The following is a 19,757-nucleotide window of genomic DNA, read 5'->3' as shown; positions in this document are numbered from 1 at the left end:
AAAGCTTAGAGACAGTTTCTACAGTGATTTTTCGGCACAAAGAGGGCAAATTTACCTCTTTGGAGTTCTACAATACAATGTAATGTAATTACACTACAAAAAAGAGTGAAGTGTGATTTTTGTAGTCTATTGAGTGAGAAAATATTACTTGTGAGATTTGATCGAGTTTTAAAGATTCAAGTTCTGCGATCGCCAAAGCAAACGCATCTAAATTACTCTTGCTCGCAACCAATGTTAAGAACCAAGGAAAAAATCAGCATTTCTCATTTGATTTATTTTCCAAGTCTCAAAGCCATGTCTACGATGGGCTACGCCTTGTGAAATCGTGGTCATTGCTCATCGCAAAAAACTGGGCTTGTTGAGAACAGAGAAAAAATAATGTTCCTTTTACATAATGTAATAATTGCTAAAATATGGAGTAATAATGCTAGAAAGTAATAACTAGAGTGAATCTTCGTGCGATTCGTTGTAGATGAATCCCGGTATCTAGTCCGTAAATAAACTTACCAACTCTCACGAGTTGAACTCTCAACCAGATGTAGGTGAAAATCCTACCCGCCAGGTTCAGGCGTGACTCCTTACCTGCCCACACCGAGTAAGCTTGATTCTTATAGAGTGAAGCTGGGGAAAGGATGCAACCAGACAATCGTTATGAATTGACACTGGCGTTAATAGGGAGCTTCCACGGTGAAACAGAGCCTAGAAAAGTAACCCACACTCAAGCGGGGCATAACACAAAACCCCCGACTTCATCAGAGCTAAAACCCGTTGCGTTATGAGGGATGACAGCAGCAAGAACCAAGGGTTTCTGACGGTTAAATTGGCTACACCTAACGAAGCAATCAATCAGTTGAGGGAACGAATAAAAACGAACTAAGGGTCTAGGAGAAGGTCGAACTCCCAAGTAGGCTAGACGAGTAGCAAAATTCCCTCAGTTAGGGTAGGACAGACCGTAATTGGTCTGAGGTGTTCAGAGTACACGAATTGGAGTAGAGCATGATTGGACACAGCAATGACGCTAGTGAATCATGGAGAACGCTACCCTGGAAGAAATTCCGACGTAACCTTTTTTGCCTGCAAAGAAGAATGTACAAAGCTGTTCGAGGCGGAGACTACCCAAAAGCGCAGTCCCTTCAAAAGCTGATTCTGAAATCCACCGCAGCAAGATTACTGGCAGTTCGTCAAGTAACTCAACTAAATGCTGGGAAAAAGACAGCAGGGGTTGATGGTAAAGCATCGCTCACTTTCGAGCAAAGGTTCAAACTGAGTGAAGAACTCAGAACCAAAGGTAAAAACTGGCACCATTAATTATTACGGGAAATCCCAATCCCCAAATTTGAAAAGCACTGTTGAAGTTTTTGAAATCAGAAAAAAGCTTGTGTATTTAGATTGCTGGTTTTATGGTATTTTAGCTCAAGCGTGAGAAACCAAATGGCTCTCAATCGTAATGGTTATGCAAGAAGCGATGTCTACGACGGGCTGCGCCTACGCACAAAAGTTAACTAATTGCGTTTTGTCTTTTAAAGTTTCACTCTAGCAGAAAACAGAACAATTTATAAATCTGCTTTCTGGCTCAACTAATAATAAAATTCCTGACTATGGAGTATAAAAAATGAAAAGTGTAGTGAGTGCAGCAGTTATATTAACATTGATTGGTGGAGGAAATTGTCTTCCTAGCTATGGAATATTATCAAATATCAAGCCTTCAAGCATAGAAGTTAAATCAATTGCTCAAGGTAATCATCAACAATTGATGGCTAGAGTTGGAACTACTTTAAATACTCCATTTTACCTTAGATATGGAAAGACAGCTTACCTCCCTACTGAAAATATTGAAATCAAATTTTCAAAAGTTATCCAGGATTCTCGGTGCCCTTCTAATGTAACTTGTATTTGGCAAGGGCAAGTTATTATTGGATTAGACATCATAAAAAATGGTCAGCAAGTTTCAACATTAATGCTAACCCTGATACCAGGTCGTGATGCTTTATCAATTCAATTTTTAGATAAATATTCGGTGAAATTGATACAGGTTTCCCCGTACCCAAAGAGCGGAAAGGCGATCGCGCTAAAAGACTACATTGCTAAAATTGTTGTTAGTAAAAATTAGATGACTAACCTTTGACACGCTTTTTTATGAAACAAAACACCCGGATTTTTCACAAGCGAGAAATCCGGGCGTATGTAGTTTAATGTCAAAATCAACCAAATAAAAATAATGTCTTACTTCTTTGCGTAGATACATTCTCAGTATTTACTTATTTTTACATTGCCAGTCTAACGTAGTAGGATTGTTCAAGTGAAAGGGTAAGCCTTGCGGGACGAGTAGCCATCGATCGCTTCTTGCACCCTAAAATAAGAGCAAAAGACGATTCCTAAAACAAGCACATTCCATGCGTATTTCTCTAAATTGGCTGCGCGAACTAGTAGAGATAAAACTTAGTCCAGAAGAATTAGCCGAAACCCTGACAATGGCGGGGTTTGAGGTAGAAGAGATTGAAGACCGCCGCACTTGGGCAAATGGCGTGGTGATCGGCAAAGTGCTTGAGCGTCAACCCCATCCCAACGCCGATAAATTGAGTGTTTGCCAAGTGGATATCGGTACAGGTGAGACTTTAAATATTGTCTGTGGCGCTGCCAATGTGAAGGCAGATATCTATGTCCCAGTGGCAACTACGGGTACTTACTTACCCAAAATTGATTTAAAAATTAAACCTGCAAAACTACGTGGTGTCCCATCTCAGGGCATGATTTGTTCTTTAAAGGAACTCGGTTTGCCCACCGATGTAGACGGAATTCATATTTTTACCCAGGAAAATTTACCATTGGGTAGTGATGTGCGGCCATTGTTGGGTTTAGATGATGTAATTTTAGACCTTACCGCAACTGCCAATCGCGCTGATGCTCTAAGTATGGTAGGTGTAGCCAGAGAAGTAGCAGCTTTAACCGGTGGAAAGTTGAGCATTCCTGAACCTAGTGAAGTCTCTATTCCCAAAAATGCCGGAAAGTTAGCTTTAAAAATTGCTGATACCCAAGCTTGTCCTGCATACATTGGTACGGTAATCGAACAGATCAAAATTGCTCCATCTCCCGAATGGCTGCAACAGCGTTTGCGGGCGGCTGGGGTACGTCCCATTAGTAATGTGGTGGACATTACTAACTACGTTTTGTTGGAATGGGGACAACCACTGCACGCCTTTGACTGCGATCGCCTAAAATCTGTTGCAAGTAGCGAAAATTTAACCATCGGCGTTCGCTTCGCTAATAATGGAGAATTCTTAAAAACCCTAGATGGACAAACTCGCACCCTATCAACCCAAAATTTGTTAATCACCGCTAACGACAGGCCCGTTGCACTGGCGGGAGTCATGGGTGGGGAAGAAACAGAAGTCCATCAAGGGACTCAAAGCCTAGTTTTAGAAGCAGCTTTATTTGATTCCGTGGCAATTCGCCGTTCTTCCCGGAGTGTTGGGTTAAGAAGTGAAGCTTCTGGCAGATACGAACGGGGAGTTAATCGGGCTGAGTTGGAAATAGCCAATCGCCGCGCTTTATCCTTAATTAGTGAATTAGCTAGTGGAATTATAGTCCAGCAAGAAATTGCCGACACCCGCCCTGATCCGTCTACTTGGAGTCGTTCTATCGCCCTGCGTTTAGACCGAGTTAATCAGATATTGGGGCCCATCGATTTAGAAGAGGACACAGGCGAACTGCAAAAACAAGATGTTGAGCGCATCCTGACTGCATTGGGGTGTCAGTTAACTTCTTCAGGAGAAGATAGCAGCCATCAACCTACGTGGTCAGTTTCTGTCCCACCCTATCGTTACCGTGACTTAGAGCGAGAAATTGATTTAATTGAAGAAATTGCCCGTCTCTATGGCTACAACAAATTCTGCGATACCTTGCCAGAAAAAGCGGAAGCTGGTTATCTACCTTTAGATCAAGAACTAATTCGCAAGTTACGGGCTTTCCTGCGAGCTGAAGGATTGACAGAATTAATCCACTATTCTTTAGTCAAACCAGGAGAAGACAGAAACATAGTACTGTCCAATCCCTTATTTGTTGAATATTCAGCGCTGCGAACCGATTTGATATCGGGGTTAATTGATGCCTTTCAATACAATTTAGAGCAGGGTAATGGTGCGCTGAACGGCTTTGAAATCGGGCAGATTTTCTGGCAAGAAGAAGACGGTTTGCAAGAAACAGAAGCCCTGGCGGGGATTATCGGAGGCGATCGCACCCTTGGCAAATGGTCAAAAAGTGGACGCGAAGAACCCATCACCTGGTTTGAAGCCAAAGGCATTTTAGAAAGTGTATTTCGGCAATTGAGCTTGCAAATCGAATTTCAACCCGATCGCCGCGACGATCGCTTACATCCAGGACGTACCGCTTCCCTGTGGATTCGGGGTAACAGACTGGGGATTTTTGGGCAGCTCCATCCCCAACTGCGACGAGAAAAAGGTTTACCAGATTCCGTTTATGTTTTTCAATTGGATCTAGATGTGCTTTTAGATTCTTTGGAAGAAGATGAAATTCTCGTTCCCACATTCCAGCCCTATTCTACATATCCAGCTAGCGATCGCGACATTGCCTTTTTCGCACCCGTGAAAATCTCAGTTGTCGAAATTGAAAAAGTAATTACCAAAGCTGGTAAAGATTTGCTCGAATCGGTGGAATTATTTGATGAATATCGTGGTGAAAACGTCCCCGAAGGACAGCGGAGTTTAGCATTCCGCTTAATTTATCGGGCTAGCGATCGTACTCTGACTGAGGCAGAAGTGGAACCAGTACACAATAAAGTCCGCGAAGCCTTGGTGGAAAAATTCGGCGTCAACTTGAGAAGTTAGTCATTTGTCGTTTGTCATTTGTCATTTGTCATTTGCTAGGAGTGAGAAATTAATAATTTCTTACTCCCCGATGCACTGGCTGCAAAATCTAAAATCTAAAATCTAAAATCCAAAATCCAAAATAGTCTTAGCTATGCCTAAATATGTACTCTGGGGAACTTACTGCGAAGACGTTATCGAAAAACGCGCCCCCTATCGTCAAGCTCATTTAGACGGATTAGCAAAACAGAAAGAATCTGGTGTGCTGATTACCATCGGCCCCACTAAGGATGTTACAAAAGTTTTTGGGATTTACGAAGCCGAAGACGAAGCCACTGTACGCCAGTTAATTGAAAACGATCCTTACTGGAAAAATGGCATTTGGACTGAATATTCAGTCAAAGAATGGATTCAGGCTTTATAAATTGGTGTTGGGCATTGGGCATGGGAAGATGAGCTTGAATGTTGAGCCTCTGAGCATGAACATTGAACCTCTGAGCTTGAAATTTGAGCCTCTGAGCATGAACATTGAACCTCTGAGCTTGAAATTTGAGCCTCTGAGCATGAACATTGAACCTCTGAGCTTGAAATTTGAGCCTCTGAGCATGAACATTGAACCTCTGAGCTTGAAATTTGAGCCTCTGAGCATGAACATTGAACCTCTGAGCTTGAAATTTGAGCCTCTGAACTCGGAAGTTGAACCTCTGAGGATGAACTTTGAACCTCTGAGCTTGAAATTTGAGCCTCTGAACCTAAAACTTTCAGTTTTAACTCTCATCGATCCCTCCCATACCTCCATGCCCAATGCCCAATGCCCCATGCCCACATAATTATGAAAATTTGGCAGGTTGATTTTTATCGTCGTCCCTCACAAGATGCGTCTGGACAAATTTTATGGGAGTTGTTGATTTGTGACGCAACTCGCAGCTTTCAATATGAAGCCACCTGTCTCCAGTCAGCAGCGAATTCGAGTTGGGTGGCTGCTCAACTTGAGCTAGCTGCTGGTGAAAAATTGCCAGATGTAATTCAAGTGTTTCGTCCTCAGTCTCTAAGTTTAATTGAAGCGGCTGGACGCAATTTAAGTATTAATGTCGAACCTACCCGCCACACCTTGGCGTTAAAGCAGTGGTTACAAGAAAAGCAATATCCCTCAACGCTGGATAAACCACCTCCAGCACCATTACCAGAAAACCTCTGGGGAGAACAATGGCGTTTTGCGGCTCTAGCTGCTAGTGATGTAGAAACGAGATTTAGCGATCGCCCCATTCCCATTTTGCACCTCCCAGAACATCGCAAACCCATCAATTTGGGTTTAGCATCAACAGTTCCTGTTCCTGGTGTAGTAATTTATGGTGGACGGCAATCAATGCGCCTAGCACGGTGGTTACAGCAAGCCCGTCCTGTAAGCTTGAACTACATTTCTGGCGCACCAGATGGCTTAATATTAGAAGCTAGCTTGGTGGATAGGTGGATTGTTGCCACATTTGAAGATCCAGAAGTTACAACAGCAGCCCAAGCATTTGAACAACGCAAGCAGCAAAGCCGAGGATTGCATTTTTTGTTAGTTCAACCTGATGATTCTGGTATGACTTATAGCGGCTTTTGGTTATTGCGGGCAGAAGATTGATATTAATTGCCAAAAATATTTGTCTGCTTAATTTTGATAACTAAATAAATCGACTAAAGCGATGTCTGACTACAAGGGAATATGTGTCTACGCTTTACTGGAATTTGCTTATATAGGCCAGGTGTATAATACCAAATTGAAAAAAGAATGCGGCAAATAGACCATTTGTAGAGACGCGATGAATCGCGTCTTTACCCAAGGATGTGTTGCAATCATTAATTGAATTGGTATAAGTTTAGTAAATTTTAGTATGATGATAAAGTAATACTAAAAATTAATTATAGATCCTCAAAGTCACAATTACTTTAGAAGAAGACATTCTGCAATTTGTAGATCGGTGTGCACAAGGGAACCGTAGTGCATATATCAATACACTGCTAGCAGAACACCGCCGCCGAGTTTTAGCAGCAGAAATGATTACAGCGCTAAAGCAGGATGTTGAAGATGCAGAGTATCAAGCTGAAATTGCTGCTTGGGACGGCGTTGCAGGAGATGGTTAGAAGGGCGAACAAATTAAACTATTTCTTCCTGCTTTTGACTTAAATACATCGCAATTCCTTTCTCGTAGTAAGCTGCTTCATTAATAAAAATAGGATAAACAGTAGACGCTCCCTCATAGAAAATATCTTTTCCTTCAAAAGTCAGAAAGATTGGATCGCCTGGATGCAAAGGTTCATAATCCCTAAACTGAAGCTGGGGGTGAATCATGGCTTGAATTTCCCCACGCTCGCTTTTAGGATAATCGATAGTCTTAATGGATTTATAAAGTGTAAGGTGATTGCTTGTCTGCGGAATATTCTCCTGGTTGCACCCTTCAAAATAATCTAAAACTGCATAAATAAGCTGTTCTGTTTCCTGAAATAATTCAGCGTTTAAAACATTTTGAGCCACAGCCCCAACTTCTATAACAAAACCCAATTCACACAGAGAACGGAGAAAACCATTTTCTTTGGATTCCTGATTAATACAGACTTTCACTAAAGGATTGATAGAACTTAAATAAGCACCTAAGTGAAGCAATAAAGGATGCATATCACAAAAAATTAGAGTTAAACCCATGTTGGCAGTTGTGCTATGCAAATCAACAATTACATCTACAAAGGGCTGATTTTGCGGTTGCAATATCTGTTGAATTGCTTTTGCCCGCGTATCTTCATAACTTGAGAGTTGGGGATTTTGTAAGCCTTGATTAGTGAAACAACGATTTAAATCCTTGTCAATGTATCGTTTGCCTTCTTCAATAGCTTTGAGATTACCAAGTAATGCCAGAGTTTCAAAACTTTCCCTGTTAATTAAATTAGGATATTGCTGAAACTTTTTGACTAAATGTACTCCTGTTAACTCATTACCGTGGTTTCCTCCAACGATCGCAACTCGTTCAATCTGACTCATAACAACCTCATCTCTAAAAAACTACCCTACGGTTATTGAGAATGATGCAAGATCCAAGATAGAAGTATAGCTTCTGCTGACTAAATCTTGTAAAAGACTGACGCGATGTCTACGACGGGCTACGCCTACGCTCCATGTTCGAGTCAAAATATGATAACTGTTAAGCTGTTGGTTTTGGTACAAAAGGGGAGGAAATTTATGGAGTATAATTTTCTAGCGATGCCTCCGGCGGGCTACGCCTACGCTGAACTTTACAAAAACGCCCTCCTCAACGACGTACTCCCCTTTTGGGAAAAATATTCTCTTGATTGGCAGCAAGGCGGCTATTTCACCTGCCTTGATCGCGAAGGCAAAATTTATGATACAGATAAATTTATCTGGCTGCAAAACCGCCAGGTGTGGACTTTTTCGATGCTTTACAATCAGCTAGAAAAGCGCGAAAATTGGCTAAAAATTGCCAGCAACGGCGCTAATTTTCTCGCCCAACATGGCAGAGATAGCGATGGTAACTGGTACTTTGCCCTCACCCGTGAAGGGAAACCACTGGTTGAGCCTTACAACATCTTTTCTGATTGCTTTGCGGCGATGGCATTTAGTCAATATGCACTCGCTGGCGGCGAAGAATGGGCAAAGGATGTAGCGATGCAAGCTTATAACAACGTATTACGCCGCAAAGATAACCCCAAGGGCAAATATAATAAAACCTATCCCGGCACACGCCCGATGAAATCATTGGCTGTACCGATGATTTTAGCCAACCTGACTCTAGAAATGGAATGGTTGCTGCCAAAGGAAACACTAGAGAATGTCCTAGCTGAGACAGTCCGCGAAGTGATAACCGATTTTCTCGACCAAGAACGGGGGCTAATGTACGAAAATGTTGCCCCTGACGGTTCCCACATAGATTCTTTTGAGGGACGGCTGATTAATCCAGGTCACGGTATCGAAGCGATGTGGTTCATCATGGACATCGCGCGTCGCCAAAACGACACCAAAACTATTAACCAAGCCGTTGATGTGGTGTTAAACATCCTAAATTTTGCTTGGGATAACGAGTATGGCGGGTTGTATTACTTTATGGATGCAGACGGTCATCCCCCACAACAATTAGAATGGGATCAAAAGTTGTGGTGGGTTCACCTAGAGTCTTTGGTTGCATTAGCGATGGGTTATCGCCTAACCGAGCGTGAGGTGTGTTGGGAATGGTATGAAAAGATGCACGATTATGCCTGGTCACACTTTGCTGATTCCGAGTATGGTGAATGGTTTGGCTACCTGAATCGGCGTGGAGAAGTGTTGTTGAACCTTAAAGGTGGCAAATGGAAAGGATGTTTTCACGTACCGCGGGCATTATACCTTTGTTGGCAACAATTTGAGGCGATCGCTACTCCTTTGCAATAGACTTATTACAAAAATTCATATTCATAACCACAACTTAAGCTGTGGTAACGACAGCTTCAGCATTGATAATAACAGCTTCAGTTGTAGTAACAACGGCTTTAAGGTTACTTATCAATGGTTCAGTTGTAGTAACAACGGCTTAAGTTATTGCAATGCCTGCGGCGGTAAACAACGCTGTCAGTTTAATCTACAAGTAAAGTGGAATCAGTGCCATTAGAAGGATGTCTCATGAATGCTGTGACACCTAAGCGATTTACCATCGCTGAATACCATCGATTGATTGAACTCGGATTTCTGACAGAGGCCAATCATATTGAATTGATTCGAGGAGAACTGATTCAAATGACAGCAAAGGGAACGCCTCATACAGTTTGTAGTTCTATCCTATGCCGTCAATTAGATCGGCTATTAGGCGATCGAGCAGTCATCCGTGGACAAGATCCTATCACCCTTCCTAATCAAAGTGAGCCTGAGCCGGATGTTGTCATTGCACGAGGAAAAGATGAAGATTATCTCGCTCATCATCCTTATCCCGAAGATATTTTGTTAGTAATTGAAATTTCAGATAAAACTCTAGATTATGACCAAACAACCAAGCTGTCTTTGTATGCAGAAGCCAGAATTTCTTATTACTGGATTGTGAATTTACCAGCTCGTCAACTTGAGCAACACAGCCAGCCATATCAAAATGCTCAAAGTAAGTTTAACTATCTCAGCAAACAGATTTATTTACCGAATCAGTCAGTGGCTATTCCTGGATTTGAAGATATATTATTAGACTTGAATCGGTTGTTTCCAGAAAGTGCTAGTGAATGATTTTGTTGGTGCGATCGCGTAAAAAAGTGTTCTATTCTCTGTTAAGCCTTGCTTTAATTAATTCGATGTCTTGTTAGCAATCTTGATGAAGATGAAATAGTTTCTGAAGACATATTCAAAAAATATCTCAAAATAGCGGCTTAAAGGTACATTTAACTTGATCCAAAAAGGGCAGATGAGGTTCAAAATGTACTCAAAAAATTATCTGAATAGCACTGGCAAGTTAAGTAATTAGACAAACTAAACACAAAATGATTTAATTAAATGTATTGTCCAAACAAAAAACTTTTAATATGAGAAAACTGTCTCTGATTCTCCCCTTAGCTATCCTAGCTTTTGGCAGTGTAGTTGTTAAGAGCCAAGAAATCTCCTCACCCAATACTTACACTCAATCTGTTACCCGTGAAGTTTTAGCGAGTGGTTATCCAACTCAAGATAAAAAGCAGATTCTTGAACTTGTACGCTATATCATCGCACCAAGAGCAAAACTCCCTACTCATACTCATCCGGGAATGCAGATTGAACGAGTAGAGGCGGGAACTTTAATTTATACTGTTGTGGAAGGAGAAGCTAAAGTAACGAAAGCTAACGGCACAGAGTTGATTCTTCAAAAAGGGAAAACTATACAGCTTACAGTGGGAGATTCTTTAGTTGAATCTGCCGGAATGATTCATTATGGAGAAAACCAAACAAACAAACCGATTATTCTGTTGTCTGCTTCTCTATTTAATGCTAATCAACCAAAAGCTATTTTAATCAATCCTGAAAACAGATGAATTTGATGAGAGATTTCGACTTTTGTCAGAGGTTTACTCATTAGTATTTGAAATCGCATCACACAGATAACGATATGAGTCACCAGAGTTAGCTCGCCACAGGCATCGCCCCCGTGGTCGGATAGGATTGAACTTGGTTAGCCCTACCCCACACCATACCCTGTGTATTCTCTGGCATAAACAGGCTGCAAGCCCAATACAATATCTTGTTTTAGTACACCCATCGCTACCAATTCATCAGCAATCAACTTATCAGTCTGGTTACGTTGAATCCAAATTTTATGGCTCTTAATATCCAAATGCATCACGCAATTATAAATGCGGTGATGTTTATCCCATCCCAAATCAACAATTTGATAATGGTCGTGTTCTGTATCAAAAATTATTTGTGTATCAATTTCGCCGTTTATCGGGATAACGTCGCTGTATTCGGTCAATAGTTTTTGAATACACTGACGATAAAATGCTAGTTTATCCATTTAACTATCACCTCATCCACTGGATCATATACAATCAACTTAATTCGGTATTGCCGCACTGATGCTTGGGGTAAATCCCGTTGGAAAAACGATTCGTAAGCAGCAATTGGCACTGCTAAGTATAATATGCGTTCTCTTTCACTAGCTTCTAAAACTAAACGGTAGTTCAAAAATTGGCCCAACGCCAGATGAAAATCAAACAATGCTGAGTCACTCAAAAAACTTTTAATCTCAACCGCAATCTTTTCTCCTGCTTTTTCAGCCGCTAAGAGTCTTTCTGCACCCAAATCTATTCTAACTTCATCCTCCTTACCAAACTCGATCCTTAATGGGTCATGTGTAATTATCCACTGCTCTTTCTGAAGACCCTTCTTGACTGCTTCATGGAATAAGTCTTTGGCTGACATTTCTGTTTACACACTTTTTTACCTGATTTTAAATCAGTATAGTAGTGTCTTTATCATTAATCACAAACTAAATTCGGCTGCGCCATCTTCATCCACATTTGCATCCTTACCCATAGCAGTGGGTTTAAATTTAGAGCCATGAATTAATTCACCAAACGCAATTCCTGGATTTTGGTGAAGAATATTCAGCACACTCATAAAATCTCGCACAATTTCCCCTGGTGTCAGTAATGCTTCTGCACCCAAGCGATTAATAATTTCTTGCACAAACTCCTTCAACTCACGATTCGTCAAAGTCTGTTCATACCCAAAATTGAGTGCATGAATCTCAGCTAAACGTTGCAGAAGCGTCAAAATTTCTGCTTCACTCAACGGATTTAGCCGAATCACTGGCCCTAAATGTTCCTGAATATTAGCTTGTGCAACAAAATGACTTTCTTTTGTGCGTCTTTGCCAAGCTTGATCTGCAAAAAGTCCCCGTTTGGGGTCTTCTAAAAACTTAGTTGTTCCACCAACAACAATGCCAAGATGTTCTGCTTTACATTGCATGGTGTCGTTAAACATTGCCAGGAGTCGATTATAATTCTTTTCTCGTGTAACGGTGGTAGATATTTGATATAAATGTACGGCTTCATCAACTAAGATTAATAGTCCTTTATAGCCAATCTCAGCCACAAATTTAGCAAATAGTTTTATATAGTCATACCAGCTATCATCATCTATAATTACCCGCACTCCTAAAGCTGCTTTCGCCTCAACTTTAGTAGTAAATTCTCCCCGTAACCAGCGCATCGCTGCATTTTTTAAATTATCATCATCCAATCGGTAGCCACGCCAATAAGCGATAATCACGTTACCAAAATCAAAACCGTGAACTAAATCTTCAATATACTGAACTACTTCCCTAATTTTCGATTCAACTTGGTCATCAAAACCATCGTCATTCGGACGCATTTCAGTTTCTTTAACCACTTCTTGTTGAATTTTATTAATCCATCCTTCTAAAATTGAGACTAAAGCACCACCATCAGGACGAGTTTTTGTAGCTAGGTGGCTCATTAATTCTCGATAGGTAGCTACACCTTCATTGTTGCTTCCAGCTAATCGACGTTCTGGGGATAAATCAGCATCAGCTACTACAAAACCTTGCTCCATTGCTCGATTACGAATTAGTTGCAGTAAAAAACTTTTACCGGAACCGTAGTTACCAATTATGAAGCGAAATGCTGCGACACCTTCTGCAATATCATCGAGATTTTGTAATAAGCTTTTTAGTTCTTTTTCTCGACCTACTGCTATATATTCAACTCCCACTCTTGGTACTACCCCTGCACCAAGAGAATTGATTAAAGCAGTGGAAATTTTCTTCGAGATTTTGAGCTTTGCCATGTATTACACTTCACTTTATTCTAAACGCAGAAGCACGCAGTAAGTAGGTAAGGTACATCATCTTACTACTAAATCTTACAACTGCAATAACAATTTAATTTGACGAAGTATGTCTAGCCATGAGGCCTTCATACATCGCAATCATTTTTTTTACATCTGTTATATGCTCCTGATAAAGTTTTGGACTTTCCAAATTAGAATTAATTATTAATTCCCCAATAGTATCATTTGCCCGTTCATTTATAGAATCGATTAATAAATTTGGCATAGTGATATTTGCTTCGGCAATTTTTTTAATAGCACTATTGGGATTATCTTGTTCAACTATAGCTTTTAATACTTGTAACTCATGTCCGGGGAGATTTACAAGAAAATTAGTCCATTCTTCGGGGATATTTTCCGATGTCTCAACTTCCGAATTTTCAATTACATCTGAAGATTCAATTATTTCAGAAAATGGAAGCAATTCAATATCATCTTCTTGGGAATTATCCGACAAAGGCTCTGGATTGAATGTTTCTACTTGTTGTAGTAATTCCCATACTTGATTTTGTAATGAGTCTCGTTCTTCTTGCAATAATGAAACTTGTCCTTGTAATTGCTGTAATTCGGCTTTGTGTTCTGCTAATTGGGTTTGTGAAGAATTCAGGATAGCTTGGATATTTTCTCTTTCGGTTTTCGTTGCTACAAGCAATTGATTGTTTTGGGTTGTTTCAACTTCTAGCTCTTGAATTGCAATTCGCAGTTCGTATAATTTTTCTTCTAATTGGGGTTTGAGTCTGCCTAAAAGAGTTAAATTACTTTCAACTTCTTGTTTCTCGTGTTGTAGCCCGGAAATTTGACTTTGCAATTGGGTGATTTCAGCACGAGATACATTACAATTTGACTCTAAACGGCGCTTCTCTGCTGTGAGGGTAGAAAAAGCATTATTCAATTCAGTTTGATTGTTCTGCAAATTACTAATTTCAGTTTGCAGACTACTAACTTCTGTTTCTAATTGCTTCTTTTGTCCTGCAAATGTTCTTAATTCTCGATGTAGACTATCTCTTTGGCTACGGCTTTCTATGACTTGATTTTGTAGTTGTTGTGATTCAGCATATAGTAAATTATGATGTTCTTCAATTTGATTGATTTCTCTGACAACACGAGCCTTTAATCCCTCCATATCTTTAATTCGCTTGCGGAGAGAACCTAAAACAAACATTTCATAATTTCTGCGCCGCTTGTCTATGAATAATGCTGTTGTATGGATAGTAACGGCAGTAATTACACCTGTGAGAAAGGCTTTATTAAAATCCCAGCTTGGGACAAGGCTAAGACCAAAACTCACACTAAAGGCAACTATCACTAGTATAAATCGATTGCTGATCGTTACTGATTGCATATTGATGGTTTTTAGCGTAGTTAAATTATCTGAATAAGTAGCTCTCACAGTAATTTGTAATTCGTAATGACGCTCGCAGACTCGCTACTCCTACGCTAACGTAATTCGTAATTAAAAAATACATACACATAAAATACTTAATCCAAGTGGTTTATCTAGTAAATCAAGATATTTTTCTCAATTTTGGTATCAGAATTGTTATGAAATCTCTAACTTTAGTGAATAGTGGATAACACTGTTCTATAAGTTACAAAAAAGCGCAATCATCAATGAAACAATTTTAATGTTAATTGTTGGATATGTTTTTATTTGCATGAAAAAGTGTTAAATCTGCTTTTAAAAAATCAACAAACTGCCGTGCTGTACGTCCAGAACGACCATTATGACGAGTTGCCCATTGTAATGCCTGAAATTCCAAATCTTCTTGGGTAATATTAATTTCAGCTTGTGTCACTAGATGTTGTACAATTTTTAAATAAGTTTTCTGATTGGCTGGTTCAAAAGTCAAGGTTAAACCAAAGCGATCGCTAAAGGAAAGCTTCTCCTGCATCGTATCCCAGGCATGGATTTCCTCGTTATCCTTTGGTGCAGGTCTATCCACAAAAAACTCCCGAATCAAGTGGCGGCGATTGGAAGTAGCATACACAACTACATTTTGAGGCCGCGCCGTTAAATTACCTTCTAAAACTACCTTGAGTGCTTTAAAGGCATCATCATCTTCTTCAAATGAAAGGTCATCGACAAAGATAATAAATTTTTGTGACACACTCCGTAAATGTTCCACGATTTCTGGTAAGTCTTTTAAATCAGATTTTGCCACTTCCAACAATCGGAGGCTGCGATTGCTATATTCATTCAACAAAGATTTCACTAAAGAAGATTTGCCAGAACCGCGACTACCGTAAAGTAATACATGCAGTGCCATCTCTCCTGATAATAAAAACTCTGTATTTTTCAGCAAAACATCTTTTTGAGATTCGTAACCGACAAGCGCACTCAGTTTAACCGGGTCAGAATACCTAACACCGATAAACTGCCCAGATTGCCAGCGTAAAGCGCGATATTCTGCAAATAAACCAGAGCCACATTGCCGATAATAAGCTGCTAACTCTTCTACAGCATCACCCCAATTATCTAACTCTTGTAGATATGTAGTGAATTTTGTCTCTACTCCTAGCAATTCTTGCTCTTTATACCACACTACTGGTGAAATCGGCATATAAGCTACGTCTTGTACCCACTCGCTCAAAGAAGCGCTGCTACATTCATAGAGACTTTGCAATATTTGTAAATCATGCTGAACTGCTGTTACTAAAGCTGAGGGCAAATCTTCAAATTCTCGCACTCCCGCCAGCCTTGTAAAAGGATTCTCAGAGAAGAGAATTTGAGTGATTAAATAGTCTTCCCAATTTTGATTTCTAGCAGCCAAAGCGTGAAAGTAACTGCCGTAAGCTTGGAGACAACCCCGTGCATCGGTATCAGTGTAACGTATAGCTTGCAACAGTTCCAGAAATGCCATCCCAACTTCGCCTTGGAGAACAGACTGGTACAGTAAGAGTGAGGCTGCTTGGCGCTGGAGAAATTGGACCTTTGTATATAAGGAAGTACTTGCCATTGGTATCGCTTGATTATCCATCAATCAACTGTGTGGTATAGCTAAATAGCTATGGTAAATTGTCTGCTGACCCTGGTAGTAAAGTCAAAGTCTACATAGGTTTTAACAATGAATTTAAGTATAGTTGCTGCTTTTGCCTACGGCATCTTAGCGATTGTTGGTGGCGTTATTGGCTACATTCAAGCTACAAGTAGAGTTTCACTCCTAAGTGGTAGCATTAGCGGTTTATTACTAATACTTGCCGCTTACTTTCAACTTCAAGGACAAACTTGGGGTGCGATTTTAGCAGTGTTAGTTACTACTGTTTTAGTAGTTTTCTTTGCATTTCGACTGGTAAAAACACGCAAGTTTATGCCTGCGGGATTAATGACGATTTTGGGTATGCTGGCATTGGCGGTGATGGTGAATCAATTTGTGGCTTTAAGGTAGCATTAGTCTCTAAGTAATAACTACCCTCCTGTTTTTTTGGTATGGCATGACTTTCCCTGCTTTGAATTATATTAGTACATTTATATTACTGAAATTTGTTACCCTTGCCTTTGAAAAATGCCCTGTTTCAACCTTGACAAAAGTACACTTACATAAGATGCGCTCATGTAGGCTTTGTTTGCGATCGCCCATAGTCATCTACAATTTGTAGGTGACGAAAATAACGTGATAACAAGCTTTACAGACATCAATTCTGAAAATTAAATCAAAAAATAATTTTTAATTGCCGAAAAACTCCGGTTTTTTTGGCTTTGTGATGATAAATAAAAGTAATAGTGTTGAATCGCGTGCTTCGTACCGCGAAGGATTACTGAAATTCTTCGCTGCTTTGAGGATAACTACTAAACATCAAATAACATCTGCTGCTAATCAGTTTTTTGCTGGGGATGCTTCTTTGCCACAAAAAAGGCTCTACCACAAAACTTACTGTAGATGTATCTAAGTAACTATGCTGATAAAGTGTAAAGATGTCAAAGTATCTTGGAGCAAATTTTAAAGGAATTGCAAAGGACTTGGTGCCATTTTGGCAGGTTTTTCTCCCAAATATGCGATATTAGTAGATTGTAGAAATCTTTATTGTTATTCACATCTCTCTTCTTGCATTAGTTCCTATCTACTGAAAACTCTTAAGACCAAGCAAATTTGCCACGATAAGTTTAAGTAATTTAATGAAGTAGGAAATAATACATGGTATTATCACTGTCTTCTCATAACGTTATCCAGTATCTGCAAGACGCGGGTCTGTGTAGCTCAGAAGATGGCCCATCAGACAAATCTGAGTTGCCAGGAAGTAGTCAGAACAATTTCAATTTACTAGTGACTTTAGCAGATAATCGTCAACTGCTCCTCAAACAAGGACGTAACGTTAAGAACAATGACGGCGCGCCTCATGAATTGTTTCAGGAGTGGCTGTTTCACCAGTTGCTACAACAGTTTCCAGTTCTAGGTAATACTTCAGCGATTGCGCCATTGGTAGTGCATTTTGACGAAGAAAATTCGATTCTTGTCCGTAGCTACTTGAGTGAATATCTAGAGCTTGCGACATTATACCACAACAATGAGATTTTTCCACAAGAAATTGCCTCTGCCATCGGCACGACTTTAGCTGGACTGCATCGCGCCACCTACAACCGCCGAGAATATAGGGATTTTATGGCAACTGCTCCTCAAGGAGAGTTTCGCTATGGCTTTTACAATCCAGCCCAAGGGGTAGGGTCAATTGGGCCGGAGATTTTTGGGACTGTTCCCACGGATGCACTGAAATTCTATGTTCTCTATCAACAATACGAGAGTTTGTCATCTGCGATCGCAGATTTGGCATATAGCTGGAATCCTTGCTGCTTAACTCACAACGACCTGAAATTGAACAACATTTTGGTTCATTCCAGATGGGAGCAATTAGACAATTGTCTTGTACGACTAATTGACTGGGAAGCTTGTTCTTGGGGAGACCCAGCCTTTGATTTAGGAACTTTACTAGCAAGCTATTTAGAAATTTGGCTTAAGAGTCTGGTTGTAGACCCCACCATTGAGTTAGAAGAATCTCTACATTTGGCGTTAACACCGTTAGAAATTTTACAACCTTCACTTATTGCCCTCATTAGAGCTTATGTGAATGCTTTCCCAATGATTTTAGAATACCGCCGTGACTTTATTTCGCGGGTTATCCAGTTTGCGGGGCTGGCACTAATTCATCAAATTCAGGAGATGATTACGTGCCGGAAACACTTTAATAATGCTGAACTCTGTATGCTGCAAGTAGCTAAAAGTTTACTTGTAATGCCGGAACAAGGTGTACTGAGCATTTTCGGGATATCAGAGTCAGAAATTCTGAATCCTGTGGCAAAGATTCATAAATTTCCTCAGCCTGTAAAGGAGCAGCAGTTACTTCGGATTTATTACGAAAAAACTCGGCTGCGTGGTTGTTAATACTAAAGGATAAGACCGCGCAACAGAACCAGTCACACATACTTCAATTCTGAATTCTAAATTCTGACTCCTGAATTCTCTTTTTTTTAGTTTGATTTTTGAATGGATTAATGCTATATTCCTCTATCAATCAATCGCTAAATTCTCTATTTGATATTGCTCAGAATATCCAGATTGAGTCCAATTTTTGTATTTACCATCCCAATTATCAACCCTTCGCTCTGCCGACTAAAATAGCCGATAGATTTCAGCAAAATTCCGTAGATTTACAACAGAAGTATCTTACTCTCCTACTACGAAATTTTCTCTATGGAATCTATTACAATGGCTCCCTGCAAAGTACTTTGGCAGTCAATACTGATAATACTAATCGCCCGCAAAAGCATAATTTAGCAGATAATTCTATTTTGGAGATTGACTGGGACTTTTACGAGCAACTGCACGCCAGTAATCACGGCATAGGTTACTTTGACCCTCGATGGCAGGTGTTGCAGAAAGAACCTGATGGGACTATGGCTGTGACTAAAGGCGGTTTAACACTTTATGTTGAGCCAGATTGCCATCTAGAATCCAGTAAGAAATCTATCAAAGTGGGTGACATGGTAGCAATCTGGATGCCCAAAAATCGACTGCAAAACGGCTGTTACTTAGCAGTTAGCAATGTTGGACAGGGACGGCAAAGCAACCCAGACGCCGATTTAGGAGCAGGGCGAATCTACTTTAACTTTACGGCATCTGGTGCGATCGCTCTTATGGAAAGCTTGACACTGCAATTGAATGCAGCCTCGATTCCCTTTAGCTTTCAGGTTCTCCACAACCCTTCTGCATATGGACGCTATGATTCGGGGCTACTTTACTTTGAACTCCCCGACTATCCAGCAATCCGCACAATCCTTCAGACTGTTTATATCGAAAATCAATCCCATTTCCAGCCCGAAATTCCTTTGTTTACCAAATTTTTAGCTCCAGGGTTAGGTTTAGCTGAGGAACCAAGCCAAAAATTTGCGGCACAAGAAAGTTTTGGGATGAACCGTTGCCAAATCGTCGCTAATGCTTTATTGGAGGCTTGGCAAAAAGGTAAAAATGCGATGGAGGAACGGATGAGGACGATTGACCAACACTTTGCGCGACACCTAATAGATTTACAGCGTCCTTATCTCAATCCCAGCTCTGAGGATATATATAAGCCGTTAAATTGATTGATTAATTGGGCATGGGGTATGGAGATAA

17 protein-coding genes and 1 pseudogene are annotated in these 19,757 nt (G+C 40.3%); 11 read left to right on the top strand and 7 right to left on the bottom strand.

Annotation, left to right across the window (positions count from 1 at the left end; all coding sequences use genetic code 11):
* Positions 1–996 precede the first annotated feature (996 nt).
* The 4 genes and pseudogenes from HWQ40_RS22325 to HWQ40_RS22310 form a co-directional block, all read left to right on the top strand.
* A pseudogene (locus HWQ40_RS22325) lies at positions 997–1,305 on the top strand (reverse transcriptase N-terminal domain-containing protein); the annotation flags it as partial.
* A gap of 307 nt (positions 1,306–1,612) precedes the next feature.
* Complete coding sequence (locus HWQ40_RS22320; protein ID WP_292781928.1) at positions 1,613–2,110, top strand: hypothetical protein; 498 nt, start codon at positions 1,613–1,615, stop codon at positions 2,108–2,110.
* Positions 2,111–2,393: 283 nt separating this feature from the next.
* Complete coding sequence (pheT, locus tag HWQ40_RS22315) at positions 2,394–4,844, top strand: phenylalanine--tRNA ligase subunit beta (protein ID WP_292781926.1); 2,451 nt, start codon at positions 2,394–2,396, stop codon at positions 4,842–4,844.
* 133 nt (positions 4,845–4,977) lie between these two features.
* Positions 4,978–5,247: a YciI family protein gene (locus HWQ40_RS22310; protein WP_289799149.1), complete on the top strand. Its 270-nt coding sequence runs from the start codon at positions 4,978–4,980 to the stop codon at positions 5,245–5,247.
* On the opposite strand, the gene HWQ40_RS22305 is transcribed toward HWQ40_RS22310, so the two are convergent.
* The gene (locus HWQ40_RS22305) at positions 5,242–5,622 is read right to left on the bottom strand and encodes a hypothetical protein (protein ID WP_292781924.1); all 381 of its coding nucleotides are present in this window, start codon (positions 5,620–5,622) and stop codon (positions 5,242–5,244) included. The two genes, HWQ40_RS22310 and HWQ40_RS22305, sit on opposite strands and share 6 nt — an antisense overlap.
* A 33-nt stretch (positions 5,623–5,655) precedes the next feature.
* Between HWQ40_RS22305 and HWQ40_RS22300 the strand changes: the two genes are divergently transcribed.
* Positions 5,656–6,450, top strand: a complete 795-nt coding sequence (locus tag HWQ40_RS22300) for a Tab2/Atab2 family RNA-binding protein (RefSeq protein ID WP_292781922.1) — start codon at positions 5,656–5,658, stop codon at positions 6,448–6,450.
* A gap of 513 nt (positions 6,451–6,963) precedes the next feature.
* On the opposite strand, the gene HWQ40_RS22295 is transcribed toward HWQ40_RS22300, so the two are convergent.
* The gene (locus HWQ40_RS22295) at positions 6,964–7,842 is read right to left on the bottom strand and encodes an aspartoacylase (RefSeq protein ID WP_292781920.1); all 879 of its coding nucleotides are present in this window, start codon (positions 7,840–7,842) and stop codon (positions 6,964–6,966) included.
* A 198-nt stretch (positions 7,843–8,040) separates the two neighbouring features.
* On the opposite strand from HWQ40_RS22295, the gene HWQ40_RS22290 reads away from it, so the two are divergent.
* The 3 genes from HWQ40_RS22290 to HWQ40_RS22280 all read left to right on the top strand — a co-directional run bounded on the left by HWQ40_RS22290 (position 8,041) and on the right by HWQ40_RS22280 (position 10,835).
* Positions 8,041–9,243, top strand: coding sequence for an AGE family epimerase/isomerase (locus tag HWQ40_RS22290; RefSeq protein WP_292781918.1), 1,203 nt, complete (start codon positions 8,041–8,043; stop codon positions 9,241–9,243).
* A 228-nt stretch (positions 9,244–9,471) separates the two neighbouring features.
* The gene (locus HWQ40_RS22285) at positions 9,472–10,059 is read left to right on the top strand and encodes a Uma2 family endonuclease (protein ID WP_292781916.1); all 588 of its coding nucleotides are present in this window, start codon (positions 9,472–9,474) and stop codon (positions 10,057–10,059) included.
* 293 nt (positions 10,060–10,352) lie between these two features.
* Positions 10,353–10,835: a cupin domain-containing protein gene (locus HWQ40_RS22280; protein WP_292781914.1), complete on the top strand. Its 483-nt coding sequence runs from the start codon at positions 10,353–10,355 to the stop codon at positions 10,833–10,835.
* 143 nt (positions 10,836–10,978) lie between these two features.
* On the opposite strand, the gene HWQ40_RS22275 is transcribed toward HWQ40_RS22280, so the two are convergent.
* The 5 genes from HWQ40_RS22275 to HWQ40_RS22255 form a co-directional block, all read right to left on the bottom strand.
* Complete coding sequence (locus HWQ40_RS22275) at positions 10,979–11,314, bottom strand: XisI protein (protein ID WP_292781912.1); 336 nt, start codon at positions 11,312–11,314, stop codon at positions 10,979–10,981.
* Positions 11,302–11,721, bottom strand: coding sequence for a XisH family protein (locus HWQ40_RS22270; RefSeq protein WP_229494665.1), 420 nt, complete (start codon positions 11,719–11,721; stop codon positions 11,302–11,304). Before HWQ40_RS22270 ends, HWQ40_RS22275 begins: the two co-directional genes overlap by 13 nt.
* A gap of 60 nt (positions 11,722–11,781) precedes the next feature.
* Positions 11,782–13,110: an ATP-binding protein gene (locus HWQ40_RS22265; protein WP_292781906.1), complete on the bottom strand. Its 1,329-nt coding sequence runs from the start codon at positions 13,108–13,110 to the stop codon at positions 11,782–11,784.
* 94 nt (positions 13,111–13,204) lie between these two features.
* Positions 13,205–14,494, bottom strand: a complete 1,290-nt coding sequence (locus HWQ40_RS22260) for a tellurite resistance TerB C-terminal domain-containing protein (RefSeq protein ID WP_292781905.1) — start codon at positions 14,492–14,494, stop codon at positions 13,205–13,207.
* 286 nt (positions 14,495–14,780) lie between these two features.
* On the bottom strand, positions 14,781–16,130 hold the full coding sequence (locus HWQ40_RS22255) for an ATP-binding protein (RefSeq protein ID WP_292781902.1): 1,350 nt from the start codon (positions 16,128–16,130) through the stop codon (positions 14,781–14,783).
* Positions 16,131–16,217: 87 nt separating this feature from the next.
* Between HWQ40_RS22255 and HWQ40_RS22250 the strand changes: the two genes are divergently transcribed.
* The 3 genes from HWQ40_RS22250 (at position 16,218) to HWQ40_RS22240 (ending at position 19,726) form a co-directional block, all read left to right on the top strand.
* Positions 16,218–16,538, top strand: a complete 321-nt coding sequence (locus HWQ40_RS22250; protein WP_292781900.1) for a TMEM14 family protein — start codon at positions 16,218–16,220, stop codon at positions 16,536–16,538.
* Positions 16,539–17,285: 747 nt separating this feature from the next.
* The gene (locus tag HWQ40_RS22245; RefSeq protein ID WP_292781899.1) at positions 17,286–18,527 is read left to right on the top strand and encodes a phosphotransferase; all 1,242 of its coding nucleotides are present in this window, start codon (positions 17,286–17,288) and stop codon (positions 18,525–18,527) included.
* Positions 18,528–18,637: 110 nt separating this feature from the next.
* Positions 18,638–19,726: a T3SS effector HopA1 family protein gene (locus HWQ40_RS22240; protein ID WP_292781897.1), complete on the top strand. Its 1,089-nt coding sequence runs from the start codon at positions 18,638–18,640 to the stop codon at positions 19,724–19,726.
* The last annotated feature ends 31 nt before the right edge of the window (positions 19,727–19,757 follow it).

The sequence above is a fragment of the Nostoc sp. NMS9 genome, assembly GCF_017114995.1.
Lineage (GTDB): Bacteria > Cyanobacteriota > Cyanobacteriia > Cyanobacteriales > Nostocaceae > Nostoc.
This window is presented reverse-complemented; position numbering and strand designations above follow the sequence as displayed.